This is a genomic window from Allofrancisella frigidaquae, from assembly GCF_012222825.1.
In the GTDB taxonomy this organism is placed as follows: Bacteria; Pseudomonadota; Gammaproteobacteria; order Francisellales; family Francisellaceae; genus Francisella; species Francisella frigidaquae.
Genome location: NZ_CP038017.1, coordinates 1,361,970 through 1,376,826, shown reverse-complemented (window position 1 = coordinate 1,376,826; position 14,857 = coordinate 1,361,970). Strand labels below are relative to the sequence as shown.

Here is a 14,857-nt window from a genome sequence, read left to right as displayed (position 1 = left end):
AGTATAGGAGAGCTACCTGTGAATAACGGTATCCTACATCAAAACTACAATAGTAAAAAGTTTGATATTATAAAAATATCTTTAGCATCACCAGAGGTTATACGCTCGTGGTCTCATGGTGAGGTTAAAAAACCAGAAACTATTAACTATAGAACATTTAAGCCAGAGAGAGATGGTTTATTTTGTGCTAAAATTTTTGGTCCTGTTAAAGATTATGAATGTTTATGTGGTAAATATAAGCGTTTAAAACATCGTGGTGTGGTATGTGAGCGTTGTGGTGTTGAAGTCGAGCAAGCTAAAGTAAGAAGAGAAAGAATGGGACACATTGATTTAGTGTGTCCAGTAGTACATATTTGGTATCTAAAATCTTTACCTTCTAGGATAGGTTTGTTTTTAGACATGCCTCTTAAAAATGTAGAGAAGGTATTATACTTTGAGTCATATATAGTTACTGATCCTGGTATGACTCCATTAGAGAAAAAGCAATTACTTACTGATGAAGAATACATAGAAGCTCTAGAAAACTATGGATATGAGTTTGAAGCTTCTATGGGTGCAGAGGCTATTAGAGAATTGTTATCTGATACTGATATCGAATCAGAAATAGAGCAGCTACAAGTTGAATATGAAGAAAGCAAATCTGCAGCTAAAAAAGAAAAAGCTATAAGAAGATTAAGGCTTCTAGAGACTTTTCAAGCTTCTGGTAATAAACCTGAGTGGATGGTAATGACTGTCTTACCAGTTCTTCCTCCTGATTTAAGACCACTTGTACCAATAGAAGGTGGTAGGTTTGCTACATCTGATCTTAATGATTTATATCGTAGAGTAATAAATAGAAACAACAGACTTAAAAAGCTATTAGACCTTAATGCTCCTGATATTATTGTTAGAAATGAAAAAAGGATGTTACAAGAGGCTGTTGATGCTTTATTAGACAATGGTAGACGTGGAAGGGCGGTAACAGGTTCAAATAAACGTCCTCTTAAATCATTAGCTGATATGATTAAAGGTAAACAAGGTCGTTTCCGTCAAAACTTATTAGGTAAGCGTGTTGACTATTCTGGACGTTCTGTAATTACAGTAGGCCCATCTTTAAGATTGCACGAGTGTGGTTTACCTAAGAAAATGGCTTTAGAGTTGTTTAAGCCATTTGTTTACTCTAAGCTAAGATTTGGTGGGCATGCAACAACTATTAAGCAAGCTAAAAGAATGGTTGAGATAGAGGAATCTGTAGTTTGGGATATTTTAGAAGTTGTAATTAATGAGCATCCAGTACTATTAAACAGGGCTCCTACACTTCATAGGTTAGGTATTCAAGCATTTGAGCCGAAGCTTATCGAAGGAAAAGCTATTCAGTTGCACCCATTAGTGTGTGCGGCTTTTAACGCTGACTTTGACGGTGACCAAATGGCTGTTCACGTGCCATTAACAGTTGAGTCTCAGCTAGAAGCTAGAGTTTTGATGATGTCTACTAATAACATCTTATCACCAGCTTCAGGACAGCCTATTATCACTCCTACTCAAGATATAGTGTTAGGTTTATACTATATTACAAGAGAGAAAGATGGAGCAAAAGGAGAAGGTAAATTATTTGCAAGTTATGAAGATGTTAGTAGAGCGTATAACTCTGGAACTATAGATATCCATGCTAAAATCAAATTAAGAGTGGATAGACAAGTATTTGATACTAAAGGTAACACTTATAATGAAAAAGGCGTTGTTAATACAACTGTTGGTAGAGCATTGCTTATCAATATATTACCTGAAGGGTTATCATTCTCGTTAATTAATAAGGTTTTAGTTAAGAAAGAAATCTCTAAGATTATTAACCAAGCATTTAGAGTATTGGGTGGTAAAGCTACAGTCGTTCTAGCTGATAAGCTTATGTATGCTGGTTTTAAATACTCCACTATTTCTGGTATTTCTGTAGGTATAAATGATATGACTATACCTGCTGATAAAGACACTAAGGTAGAAAAAGCAGAACAAGAAATTAAGCATGTAACAGAGCAATACCAGTCTTCACTTATTACTGAGAATGAAAGATACAATAATATAATCAATATTTGGAGTAAAACTTCAGATGAAGTCGGTGCTTCGATGATGGATGCTATATCTAAAGATAAAGTTATTGTTAGCGGTCAAGAAAAAGAGATTGAATCATTTAACTCTGTATATATGATGGCTAAATCTGGTGCTAGAGGTTCTTATAACCAGATGAGACAGCTTGCAGGTATGCGTGGTTTGATGGCAAAACCTGATGGCACGATGATTGAGACGGCTATTACAGCTAACTTTAGAGAGGGTTTATCAGTATTACAATACTTTACATCGACTCACGGTGCTCGTAAAGGTTTGGCTGATACAGCTCTTAAAACAGCTAACGCTGGTTATTTAACTCGTAGACTAGTGGATGTGGCTCAGGATTTAGTAATCATTGAAGAAGACTGTGGTACAGATGATGGTTTAATGTTCTCAGCTATTGTAGAAGATGGTGAAGTTAAAGTGCCTCTTACAGAAAGAGCATTAGGTAGAACATTAGCGGCTGACGTTGTTACGGAAAAAGGTATCGTATTGTTAGAATCAAATACTTTATTAGATGAAAATTTAGTAGAGCTATTAGATGATAATGGTATTGATATGATTAAGGTTAGATCACCAATCACATGTAAGACTCGTAGAGGGTTGTGTTCTAAGTGTTATGGTAGAGATTTATCTCGAGAAAGAAAGGTTAATGTTGGTGAGTCTGTAGGTGTAATTGCAGCTCAATCAATTGGTGAGCCTGGTACTCAGTTAACAATGAGAACATTCCATACTGGCGGGGCAGCATCTTTAGGTGTAACAATTAGTGATATCAAAGTTAAAACTGCTGGTAAAATCAAGTTTAAAAATATTAGAACAGTAACAAATAAAGAAGGCCAAGACATTGTAATATCACGTGCTGCTGAAATCATTGTTTCTGATACTATGGGTAGGGTTAGAGAACAGCACAGAATCCCTATGGGTGCAGTACTTCCTCTAGCAAGTGGTAAAGCAGTAGAGATTGGTGATGTGATAGCTACCTGGGATCCTCATGCGCAGCCAATAGTCACAGATGTCGCAGGTAAGGTTGTTTTAGAGGATGTTATTGATGGTATTACATCTAAACATACTTATGATGACCTAACTGGCCAGCAGACTATTGAAATAACGTCGCTATCTCAGAGAATTACTTCTAAAAACTTAAAACCGGTAGTTAAAATAGTTGACAATGATGGTAATGAGTTAAAATCAATAGCATTAGCTGTTGGGGCAGTGTTAAACGTTACTGAGGATATGCAAATTTCGATAGGAGATGTTGTTGCCAAAATTCCTCTAGAAGGGTCTAAGAATAAAGATATTACAGGGGGTCTGCCTCGTGTTGCTGAATTATTTGAGGCAAGACGTCCAAAAGAAGCTGCGATACTTTCTCCTTGTGATGGTATAGTTAGATTAGGTAATAGAGACACCAAAGAGAAGCAAAGAATAGAGATTTTAGACAAGCGTGGTCATATTGTTGAAGAAATATTACTATCTAAATCTCGCCATTTGGTTGTATTTGATGGTGAAGCTGTCTCTAAGGGTGATGTATTAGCGGATGGTCCTACGGATCCGCATGATCTACTTAAATATAAAGGGTTAGAAGCCTTTGCTGACTATATCCTTTTTGAGGCTCAATCTGTATATCGTATGCAAGGTGTTGTAATTAATGATAAACACATTGAGACTATTGTTAGACAAATGCTTAGAAAGGCAGTTATTCTAGATGAAGGTGGCAGCAAATTTGTAAGAGAAGAAACGGTTGAGCTTGTTAGAATTCTTGAAGAGAATGATAAATTAAGTTTAGAAGGTAAAAAAGAAGTTGTATATGAGCCAGTATTAATGGGTATTACAAGGTCTTCTTTGTCTACAGAGTCTTTCTTATCAGCAGCATCTTTCCAAGAGACGACAAGAGTATTAACAGAAGCTTCTATTAATTCTCAGATTGATCAACTAAGAGGTCTTAAGGAAAATGTTCTAATTGGTAGATTAATTCCTACAGGTACAGGGCTGGCTGTCAGAAAAGAAGCAGCTAAGATTGAGAAGCTAAAAGAAGAGTTGGGGGTTGAAGATGGTATGGCATTTACAGATGCTACAGCATTTGGAATAGACAGTTCGTCTTTTGAGAATTATCAGCATGTAAGTGAGGAAAAAGATATAAATGATGATATCGAAGAATCATTAAGAAATGCTCTTGAATCATTAGACTTCTAAATCTTAAATTTTTACCCCAAATAAAATTTTATTATTCTAACTTTTTAAATTATACTATCTACATAACTTACACATTTATTAATGGTTAATATTTCGATGTTAGCGAAGCTTTTTTGGCAGATATTTTTTGGTATAGCGATCATACTTATAGTTATTTTATCTATATTAAATACTGACAGAGTTAGTTTTGACTATATATTTGGAATTACTACGTTACCATTGATAGTTCTTATGTCAATAGCTTTTGTGTTGGGTTTATTGTTAGGTTCTTTTATTACTAAGTTTATCCAAATAACAAAAACTTCTGGTGGCGCTAAAAAATAATGCTGATTCTGGGTATAGAAAGCTCGTGTGATGAAACTGGTATAGCTTTATATGATTTTTCTAAAAAGAAATTAATAGCAGATGCTTTGTATAGCCAAATAAGCTTACACAAAGATTATGGCGGAGTTGTACCAGAGCTAGCATCACGTGAACATATTGCAAAGCTTAATGTATTAACTAAAGAAATTATGAACAAGGCAAAAATTAGCTTTGCAGATATGGATTGTATTGCCTACACAGCTATGCCTGGTTTAGTTGGAGCTCTTATGGTTGGTGCAACGTTTGCTAAAACTTTAGGGTTTATGCATGATATTGACACTGTCGCAGTGCATCATTTGGAAGGACATTTACTTTCACCATTATTAGATGATAACAGCAGTATAGAATACCCTTTTATAGCTTTACTAGTTTCAGGAGGGCATACTCAACTTTTCGAGGTTAGGAAATTTGGTGATTACCAGTTATTAGGGGAGTCTATAGATGATGCTGTTGGTGAGGCTTTTGATAAAACAGCAAAGTTGTTAGGAATGTCCTACCCCGGAGGGGTTGAAGTTGCTAATCTTGCTGAAAAAGCTTCTGATAAGAATAGGTATACTTTACCAAGACCAATGAAAAATAAAACTAATTTGGATTTTAGTTTTAGTGGTTTAAAAACAGCTGTTTTAAACACGTGGTATAATGAGTTAGAGCAAACCCAAGAAAATAAAGCTAACCTTTGCTATGCTTTTCAAGAGGCAGCTATAGAAGTTTTAGTAGCTAAATGTGATAAGGCACTAGCTGCAACAAAAAACAAAAGGTTGGTAGTGTCTGGTGGTGTAAGTGCAAATAAGTTTTTACGTAATAAATTAAATAATCTAAGCCAAAAGAAAAATTATCAGATATTTTTTCCACCAATGAAGTACTGTACAGATAATGGTGCAATGATAGCTCTTGCAGGGGCGTATAGGTATAATCAAGGTTTTAAGGATGATAACCTCGAAATTAATGTAAAAGCACGAGCAGTAATTTGATATATATTAAAGCTCTGTTATAAAGTTATCTTATGTGGTATTATCTATATTGAAAAGATTAAAGTTTAAATTTTTTCGTGAATTTATCAAAGAAAATTAAGGTTTTGAATGAATAATACAATAGATCAAACTTTCGAAAAAGAAGGAAGCATAGTTTGGAAAAGTGTCTTTGGACTACTAATAATTCCTTTATTTACCATAATAGCGGTACCATGGTATGGCTTTACATATGGTTTTCAGACATCTGATTATGTTTGTCTTATAGTTTTCTACTGTTTGACAGGCGTTAGTATAACTATGGGTTACCATAGATTGTGGTCACATAAAACATATAAAGCTAATAAGTTTGTTAGTTATTTTTTACTGATATTTGGTACAGCAGCGTTACAAAACAGTGTACTACAGTGGGCGTCAGATCATAGAAAGCATCATAAAGACGTTGATGATCCAGTGAAAGATCCGTATGCAGCTACTAGGGGCTTTTGGTATAGCCATTTTGGATGGTTGCTGAGATATAACACGCATGACGTCCAGGAAATAAAAGGCGTTAATGATTTAATGAAAGATAAGGCTTTAGTGTTCCAACATAAGCATTATACAATACTTGCTATATTAGCTTGTTTTGGTCTACCTGTGCTATACGGGGTGTTTACGGGTAGAATTTTAGCAAGTGTGCTGATGGGCGGGTTTCTTAGAGTTGTGTTAGTTCATCATGCAACTTTTTGTATTAACTCTTTGGCTCATACTATCGGTAGAAGACCATACTCAACAAAAAATACAGCTAGAGATAGTTTTATAACGGCTATAGTTACTGGTGGAGAGGGTTATCACAACTATCATCATGCTTTTGCTGGTGATTATAGGAATGGTATTAGATTTTTTGACTTTGACCCTTCAAAATGGTTTATTGCGGGTTTAGCTAAGATAGGTTGGTGTTATGACCTTAAGAAAACTCCTAAACATTTGGTTGAAATAGCAAAAGCAAAAGTTAAGTTAGAAGAAACTTTAAAAAGGAAAAATAACGCTTCACAACTTGGTATAGAAGAAAAATATACTAAATTTGTTGCTAATGTTAAAAGTATGTATGGTGCAAAACAAGAGTATCTTAAAGCTAAAAGAGATAACGTCTTGTCTAAAGCTGACATTCAAGCTATAAAATCAAGATATAAAGATCTTAAAATTGAGTTTGTTGAGGCTAAAAAGAAATACAAAGCTAGTACATTAGTGTAGTTCGGCTCATAAAGTTTTACACCTTCTAATAATTTGAGCTCTAGGCTTTAGATTTTTCTCAGTTAACTTATTTTTATAAATTGTTATTAAATCGATAGAGTATATTAAGAGTTTAGTTGGCAGTTCTAAGAGCTTCTGCTTTATCAATTTTTTCCCAGCTGAATTCTGGTAATTCTCTACCAAAGTGACCATAGTTGGAAGTTTTTCTATAAATGGGCCTTAATAAATCTAGATTTTCAATAATTTTACCAACTCTTAAATCAAAAGTTTTGACAATAAGTTGCTCTATTTTTGAATCAGCTATTCTACCTGTACCAAATGTATTTACCATAAGTGATACGGGGCTTGCTACACCTATTGCATAAGCAACTTGTACCTCGCATTTATCAGCTAAGCCGGCAGCTACGATATTTTTGGCGATATATCTTCCCATATATGCACCAGAACGGTCAACCTTGGAAGGATCTTTACCAGAAAAAGCTCCTCCACCATGGTGTGCAGCGCCACCGTAAGTATCGACTATGATTTTTCTACCTGTTAAGCCACAATCTCCTTGTGGTCCACCTATCAAAAACACTCCAGTAGGATTTATATAGTATTTTGTGTTTTTTGTTATTAAGTTTTTAGGAATTACATCTTTTATGATTTCTTCTATTACTGCATCATGTAAGTCTTTCTGAGAAATTGTCTCATCATGTTGAGTCGAAAGTACAATAGTATCAATAAACTTTGGTTTATCATTTTCATATGCTAAAGTAACTTGAGCTTTGGCATCTGGTCGTAACCAACTTAGTTTATTTGTCTTTCTAAGCTTAGCTTGTTTTTTCATTAATAGATGTGAGTAATAAATTGCAGAAGGCATCAAGGTGGGGGTCTCGTTAGTCGCAAATCCAAACATTAAACCTTGGTCACCTGCTCCTAAATCTTCTGGTGAGCCGCGATCAACACCCTGCGCTATATCACTTGATTGTTTTCCAATAGCGTTTATAACTGAACAAGTTCTACCATCGATGCCTTTATTAGCATTATCGTAACCTGTTTCTGTAATTACGTTTCTTACTAGTTCCTCAATATCAACCCATGCTGAGGTTGTAATCTCACCAGCTACTAAAGCCATTCCAGTTTTTACAAGAGTTTCACATGCAACACGAGCATTTTTATCTTGTTTTAATATTTCATCTAGTATGGCATCAGATATTTGGTCAGCTAGTTTATCTGGGTGTCCTTCTGAGACTGATTCAGATGTAAAAAGGTAGTTTTTTGACATTTTTTGTTCCTTTTAGATTGTGCTAAAAGGCTTCTAGAAAATAATTTGGGAATAATTTATTTAATAGAAACGCTTTAGCTTATTGTTTTATGTCGCAAGCAAGTTGTTTGTTAAATACAGCGACAAATTGTATTATATCTAATGTTTATATTATGTCAACTATTGACTTTTTAGTTAAGAAACTTTAAAGTAGTGCTATTAAAATTTGTATAAAATTTGTACCAAAGGTAAATGATAGCATAAATCAGAGCTTTGGTAGTTTATAGTTTTAAAAATTTAAAAACTGGAGAAATAATAAATGGTAGTAATTCGTATGGCTCGTGGTGGAGCTAAAAAGCGTCCTTTCTATAAAATAGTAGTTGCAGATAAAAAAAGCCCTAGAGACGGCAAATTTATCGAAAAACTTGGCTTTTTCAATCCAATCGCTAAAGGTGGTGAAGAAAGATTAAAGCTAGATGTTGCAAAAGCTGATGAATGGATTTCAAAAGGAGCTCAACCTTCAGAAAGAGTAGCTTCTTTAATTAAAGAAGCTAAGAAATCTGCTTAATTTTTTCATAAGATCTATATTTTATGTCAGAAGATTTCGTTGAAATAGCTAAAGTGGGTTCTACTTACAAGCTTGACGGCGAACTTAACTTATACACTTTGGCAAATCCAATAGAAGTTTTATTAGGTTATGGTGATTGGTATATACGGCTTGCAGGAGCTGACTCCTGGCAATTGCTAAAGGGCGAAAGTGTATACCGCCGAGCTGATAAGATTTACCTGAAATTAGCTAACGTGAATGATGCAAGTGTTGCAAAAAAATACGTTAATGCATTAATAGGTGTACCTGTAGAAGCATTACCAGTATTGCTAGAGGATGAAGCTTATTTCAAAGACTTAATTGGTTGTAAAGTTAGTAATCATCATGGAGAACCCTTTGGTAAGGTTATAGATATTATTGAAACAGGAGCAAATGAGGTTTTAGTTTGCCATGATGGGGAGCATGAGTATTTAATTCCTTATGTTAAGCAATATATTGTTAAAGAAGAAATTAATCTAAAGAAAATAGTCGTTGATTGGGAATACGATTTTTAATTATGAAATTTGGAATAGTTTCAATCTTTCCAGAAATGTTTAAGGCATTAAGTGATTTTGGTATAACTTCTAGAGCATTTAAAACAGAAAAAGCAGAAATAAAATATTTTAACCCTCGTGACTACACTACCGACAAGCATGCAACCGTAGATGATACTAGTTTTGGTGGCGGAGCTGGTATGGTTATGAAATACCAACCATTAGCAGATGCTATTTTGAGAGCAAAAAAAACTTTAGGTTATGATACAAAAGTAGTATACTTGTCGCCGCAGGGTAGTATTTTTGATCATAGTAAGGCTCTAGAGCTTTTAAATAATGATTCTTTAATATTACTTTGTGGTAGATATGAGGGAGTTGATGAACGCTTAATCCAAGAACATGTTGACGAGGAAATCTCTGTTGGTGATTTTGTGTTAAGTGGTGGTGAAATTCCAGCTATGTTGATTATGGATAGTTTAATTAGGCTACTGCCTAATGTGTTGGGCAATAAAGATTCTGTTGTAGAAGATTCATTTTATGATGGTTTATTGGATTACCCACATTATACAAAGCCAGCAGTTTTACCTAATGGTGAAGCTGTCCCGGATATATTGTTATCTGGTAATCATTTAGAAATAGCAAGATGGAGACGTAAGCAAAAGTTGATTAGAACTTATGAGCGTCGTAAAGATTTAATACAGTGCCTATGCCTATCTGATAAAGATAAACATGTATTAGAACAGTACCAAAAAGATAAGGTAAGCACACAAGGGGTAAAAGATGAAAAATAAATTTGTTGAGCTAGTAGAAAAATCGCAAATAAGAACGGACCTTCCTGAGATCAATCCTGGAGATTCAGTAACAGTTAATCTATGGATTAAAGAAGGTGATAAGCAAAGAATTCAAGCATTTAAAGGTTTTGTTTTAAAAAAGAGAAACAGAGGTCTTCATTCAGCTTTTACAGTAAGAAAAATGTCTTCAGGTATGGGTGTTGAGAGAACGTTCCAAACGCATTCTCCTCTTATAGATAGCATAGTAGTTGAGAAGAAAGCTGATGTACGTAGAGCTAAACTATACTACATGAGAAACCTCACTGGTAAAGCTGCTAGAATTAAGGAAAAAGTATAATTATTTATATTCAGGGCTGATAAAAGTGTCTGCTAATATAGATGCTTTTTTAGATAACTTATGGCTTGAGCATGGTTTAAGTCAAAATACTATCTCTTCTTATCGTACAGATCTTAAATTCTTACAGAATTATTTTTCAAAATTGGACATTACAAACCTTAGCTTTGAGCAGGTATATGCTTTTATATCTTATAGGTCAAAAAAAGGCTATAGTGCTCGTTCTAACGCCAGGATGATTTCTACTTTACGTAAGTTTTATAATTGGCTTTTTTCAATAGGTCAGATTACGCTTAATCCAATATCTAAGCTCGAGTTACCAAAGCTAGCAAAAAATTTACCTAAAGATATGACGGAGTTAGATGTTGAAAAACTACTACAAGAACCTGATTTATGTGAAGATGTTGGTATACGTGATAAAGCAATGTTAGAGTTAATGTATGCTACAGGATTGCGTGTAAGTGAGTTGGTGGGTTTAAATATTAATGATTTAGACTTAAGCATGGGAGTTATACAAGTTTTAGGTAAAGGCTCAAAGGAACGTATAGTTCCAATAGGCGAATATGCTCTAGAGTATTTACAAAAATATTTTAATGAAGTAAGACCAAATCTAATAAAAACGTTCAAAGAAAAGGCAGTTTTTGTAAGTAAGCATTTTAGGCGGATTACTCGCCAATCATTTTGGCATCGTATAAAACATTATGCTTTAACAGCGGGGATAGATACAGATATATCTCCACATACCTTAAGACATGCTTTTGCTACTCATTTGCTTAATCATGGAGCTGACTTAAGATCTGTACAGTTATTACTAGGGCATAGTAATGTTTCTACTACAACAATATATACGCATATTTCACAGAATAGGCTTAAACAAATTTACCAGAAACACCATCCTAGAGGTTAGTAGGGGTGATCTTATAAAAAAAAATTTTAATAATTTTATAATGATAACTTGTTAGAATTGTACTAGACTTACTCTATTAAGCAAGTTTTTGCCAAAAACCTAAAGGCTTGCTGATGCTACTTTAATTGGCTGTATAATTTTAAAGATAAAATGGAGCTTTAAGTGAATATTTTGAGTGTTGACTATTACGCTGATGGTGCTGCTAAGGATTTTACTAGGTCTCTGAAAGAAACTGGTTTCGCTGTATTAAAAACTCATCCTATAGATTGGAGTTTAATTCAAACAGTTTATAAGGAGTGGGAAGATTTTTTAAAGTCTGATAAAGCTCAAATATATAAATTTGACATTGAGAAGCAGGATGGTTATTTTCCAAAAGATGTATCAGAAATAGCTAAGGGTGAAAAGGTTAAAGATATAAAACACTTTTACCATTTGTATTTTCCATGGGGGAGATACCCTAGTGAGGTAAGTGACGCTGCTAAAAAAATGTTTTATCAGATGCTAGAGCTTGGTAAGACTTTATTACAGTGGATCGATGACTATATGGATCCTAAAGTAGCTGATAAGTTACCTATGAGGCTTCGAGATACTATTTCTGAATCTGGTACTTTGTTGAGAATATTACATTATCCAGCAATACAGGGGAATGAAGATCCAGGTGCTATAAGGGCTGCAGCTCATGAAGATATAAACCTTATAACATTATTGCCAATAGCATCTTCACCCGGTTTACAAGTTTTGTCACCAACTAATAACCAATGGTACGATGTACCATGTGATAGTGAGTCTATAATAGTAAATATAGGTGATATGCTCCAAGAAATGACAAATGGAGAGTATATTGCGACTAAACATAGAGTAGTAAAACCAGAGGGTGAAGCTGAAAACGTTGATAGGATTTCTACACCTTGTTTCATACATCCTAAATCAGATGTTTACTTATCACAAAAGTACCCTCAAGCAGGCGATTTTTTGAACGAAAGGCTAAAAGAGTTAGGGTTAAAATAAAAGTTTCTTTTAAATGTAAAACAAATCTTTTGCCAGTTTGTATTTAATATTTACTTAATACTGTAGAAAAATATTAATCTTTATAATTTTAGTTTAGAATATAGGTTAGGTAAAAGAAATTTTTTTATATAATGATAGATAAAAATGGATATCGAGCAAACGTTGCTGTTGTATTGCTCAATAAGCAAAACAGAGTATTTTGGGGGCAACGTCGTAACCGAACATCTTGGCAGTTTCCTCAAGGTGGAGTAGTCTCAGGAGAAACGCCACTACAAGCTATGTATCGTGAATTGCATGAAGAGGTGGGGTTACGTCCTCATGATGTCGAGGTTTTAGCCTCGACTAGGGATTGGTACAAATATGACATACCAGAAGCTTTAATCAGAAATAAGGAGCCTATTTGTATAGGGCAAAAACAAAAATGGTTTTTGCTAAGACTCAAATCTTCGGAAGATAATATAGATTTAGAAGCTAATAAATCACCAGAATTTGATAACTGGCGCTGGGTTAGCTACTGGTATCCTATAAATCATGTTGTTTACTTTAAGCAAGAGACTTATCGTAAAGCTCTGACTTATTTTAAAGATTATGTACGCTGCACATAATCATGAAATAATTATCAGAATTTAACTCGTTGTGATATTATTTTTTTTTAGTAAAAGGATCTTGAGGGATGGAGATGGGAATATGTAGTCTGTGTTATTCATATGGTACATTGAATCAAAATAATCAATGCCTAAATTGTTCCACAATTTCAAAAACATATGTTTTGGATAAGAGATATGAAGAATTAGCTATAGTAATAAGTGAAAAAATTGATGAAGGGGATTATTATTATAGTAATGATACTAAATATATTGAAGTAGAAAATAGTGCTCAAATTGCATATATAATGAACCCTAGAGTTTTGAGTCAATGTAAAAACATCAAAAAGATTAGTATACACGCGCATGGTTCTCCAGTAGATAATATCTACTTATATAAAGATGCCTCGACAAATAAGGAATGTTACTATATTAGTGTAAACTATGTTGGAGAAATTATAGGAAAGTTTCTTAATTCAATTGGAGTATCGAATGTAAATATAGAGTGTATAGTTTGTTTTAGTGCTGATAGTTGTTATTATGGAAGAAATTTCAGTCTGAGCTCAAACATATTGAGAACTGAAGTGAAAAATTCAGTAAAAGGCAGTTTAATTGATAACCTTAGAAATCAAATTAAAAGACATTACTCTAAGGAGTTTACAGTAAAGGGTTTTACTGGACAGGCTGGAAGACTCTCGGATAAACAACGCTTTAGATCTGCAGGAGATGTCAACGCAAAATATTATTTTGATACCTTTAACAAAGATAAAGGAGTAGTATTTGGCCAGAAAAATGTTTTTAAAGGGTACCCTAATTTATCTAAAAATTTAACATATGAAGATTATGAGTGCCTTGAAGAGCAATTTATCTTATTTTCAGAGCTGGGTTTTTTAGATTATAAAGAAAAAAAAGAAGCTATTGATAGAATATTAACGAAATTGGCCTTTTTACAAGAAGATCACCAAATTGATTTAGATACTGCTAATGTACTTAACAAATTTTTTACTGGTTTTCTCCTTAATAAAAAAACTTCTAATTATGAAGATTTATTGAAACTAGCTGATAAAAATATTACTGCTGTAAAGGAATTAGCAGAAAGCATAAATGTAAATTATTACTATTCTTTCAAGAATGCAATCAGAAGTGCTATAGATAAAGATTATAGTATTACTATCAATCAACATGGTAACGTTATTGACTAGTTAATATTATAAGCCAAAGCAATTTATGTGGGCTCTTTCCAAATGATTGTGTAAATCCTGGTTACCAGTTACCACCCGTCTAATGACAGTTTGCAACAGATCATCCATATTAGATCAAGTAGTCGATATAATTCAGATGTTTGAAAAGCAAGGTCTGTTTAAACAACTTAAAAATCACTTTTATAATTTGCCTGAGCTTCTACAAAAGTTTTTGCCCATAAGTATGAAAATACACCTATATATGCAGCTATAAGAACATCAGATATATAGTGATCTAATATTATCACTCTACTAATAGCTACAAAACAAGCTAGCAATATAGCTACAGCAGTAATATATTTCTTATTAAAAAAATTGGCAAACGCTAAAAGTCCAGCAAATGATAATGTTGTGTGTCCTGATGGCATTGAGTTGAACATTTTCTTTAAAGAAAAAAAGTGAAAGCCATAGTTATTATCTAAAATAAGCATTTCTGGTCTGTATCTTGCTAGTATAATCTTTACAATGCTGGCTACAATGCTAGCTAGTATTAATGAAAGAGAGAGGGTGTAAATTTTAATAGAAGGTTCTTTTGATTTTATGTATTTAAAGATACAAAGTATCGTTGCTGAAATAGCTATAACCGTCCATACCTTTGTAGAGAATATTTTTGAAAACATAGTTGCAACACTACTGATTCCTGCTCCAAAAAAATCTTTGGTGTGTATTAGATTAACGATTTTTATATCAAGAAAATTATAACTTAAGGTAGCTAATACTAAAGTAAGAATTCCGTATAATCCAGTAAGTTTTATAAGTTTTAAATCTAAATATTTCATGCTGTTTATTTAAAATCATTCGGTTAACTGATAGAGTTGTAATATTACCAT

The 14,857-nt window shown here is 33.5% G+C and carries 14 protein-coding genes; 12 read left to right on the top strand and 2 right to left on the bottom strand.

Going from position 1 to position 14,857, the window contains the following annotated elements:
• Positions 1–18 precede the first annotated feature (18 nt).
• From rpoC to E3E15_RS06465, 4 genes are all read left to right on the top strand, one after another.
• Positions 19–4,272: a DNA-directed RNA polymerase subunit beta' gene (rpoC, locus tag E3E15_RS06480; RefSeq protein ID WP_172107035.1), complete on the top strand. Its 4,254-nt coding sequence runs from the start codon at positions 19–21 to the stop codon at positions 4,270–4,272.
• A gap of 96 nt (positions 4,273–4,368) precedes the next feature.
• Positions 4,369–4,596 (top strand): lipopolysaccharide assembly protein LapA domain-containing protein, encoded by a 228-nt coding sequence (locus tag E3E15_RS06475; protein ID WP_035720129.1) that lies wholly within the window; start codon positions 4,369–4,371, stop codon positions 4,594–4,596.
• Entirely contained in the window at positions 4,596–5,606 is a 1,011-nt protein-coding gene (tsaD, locus tag E3E15_RS06470) for a tRNA (adenosine(37)-N6)-threonylcarbamoyltransferase complex transferase subunit TsaD (protein WP_035720128.1), read from the top strand. Before E3E15_RS06475 ends, tsaD begins: the two co-directional genes overlap by 1 nt.
• A 108-nt stretch (positions 5,607–5,714) precedes the next feature.
• Entirely contained in the window at positions 5,715–6,836 is a 1,122-nt protein-coding gene (locus E3E15_RS06465) for a fatty acid desaturase (protein ID WP_035720127.1), read from the top strand.
• Between the two features lie 112 nt (positions 6,837–6,948).
• On the opposite strand, the gene metK is transcribed toward E3E15_RS06465, so the two are convergent.
• Entirely contained in the window at positions 6,949–8,103 is a 1,155-nt protein-coding gene (metK, locus tag E3E15_RS06460; RefSeq protein ID WP_172107034.1) for a methionine adenosyltransferase, read from the bottom strand.
• 298 nt (positions 8,104–8,401) lie between these two features.
• On the opposite strand from metK, the gene rpsP reads away from it, so the two are divergent.
• The 8 genes from rpsP to E3E15_RS06420 all read left to right on the top strand — a co-directional run bounded on the left by rpsP (position 8,402) and on the right by E3E15_RS06420 (position 13,988).
• On the top strand, positions 8,402–8,650 hold the full coding sequence (gene rpsP, locus E3E15_RS06455) for a 30S ribosomal protein S16 (protein WP_035720123.1): 249 nt from the start codon (positions 8,402–8,404) through the stop codon (positions 8,648–8,650).
• Between the two features lie 23 nt (positions 8,651–8,673).
• Positions 8,674–9,183: a ribosome maturation factor RimM gene (gene rimM, locus E3E15_RS06450; protein ID WP_172107033.1), complete on the top strand. Its 510-nt coding sequence runs from the start codon at positions 8,674–8,676 to the stop codon at positions 9,181–9,183.
• Positions 9,184–9,185: 2 nt separating this feature from the next.
• Positions 9,186–9,953 (top strand): tRNA (guanosine(37)-N1)-methyltransferase TrmD, encoded by a 768-nt coding sequence (gene trmD / locus E3E15_RS06445; RefSeq protein WP_035720119.1) that lies wholly within the window; start codon positions 9,186–9,188, stop codon positions 9,951–9,953.
• Positions 9,943–10,290: a 50S ribosomal protein L19 gene (gene rplS / locus E3E15_RS06440; protein ID WP_035720117.1), complete on the top strand. Its 348-nt coding sequence runs from the start codon at positions 9,943–9,945 to the stop codon at positions 10,288–10,290. Before trmD ends, rplS begins: the two co-directional genes overlap by 11 nt.
• A 25-nt stretch (positions 10,291–10,315) precedes the next feature.
• Entirely contained in the window at positions 10,316–11,194 is an 879-nt protein-coding gene (gene xerD, locus E3E15_RS06435) for a site-specific tyrosine recombinase XerD (RefSeq protein WP_172107032.1), read from the top strand.
• Between the two features lie 162 nt (positions 11,195–11,356).
• Positions 11,357–12,202 (top strand): 2OG-Fe(II) oxygenase family protein, encoded by an 846-nt coding sequence (locus E3E15_RS06430; protein ID WP_172107031.1) that lies wholly within the window; start codon positions 11,357–11,359, stop codon positions 12,200–12,202.
• A gap of 131 nt (positions 12,203–12,333) precedes the next feature.
• Complete coding sequence (locus tag E3E15_RS06425) at positions 12,334–12,807, top strand: RNA pyrophosphohydrolase (protein ID WP_172107030.1); 474 nt, start codon at positions 12,334–12,336, stop codon at positions 12,805–12,807.
• 164 nt (positions 12,808–12,971) lie between these two features.
• Positions 12,972–13,988: a hypothetical protein gene (locus E3E15_RS06420; RefSeq protein ID WP_172107029.1), complete on the top strand. Its 1,017-nt coding sequence runs from the start codon at positions 12,972–12,974 to the stop codon at positions 13,986–13,988.
• Between the two features lie 167 nt (positions 13,989–14,155).
• Here E3E15_RS06420 and E3E15_RS06415 read toward each other — a convergent pair whose 3' ends face one another.
• Entirely contained in the window at positions 14,156–14,806 is a 651-nt protein-coding gene (locus tag E3E15_RS06415) for a phosphatase PAP2 family protein (RefSeq protein WP_172107028.1), read from the bottom strand.
• Positions 14,807–14,857 lie beyond the last annotated feature (51 nt).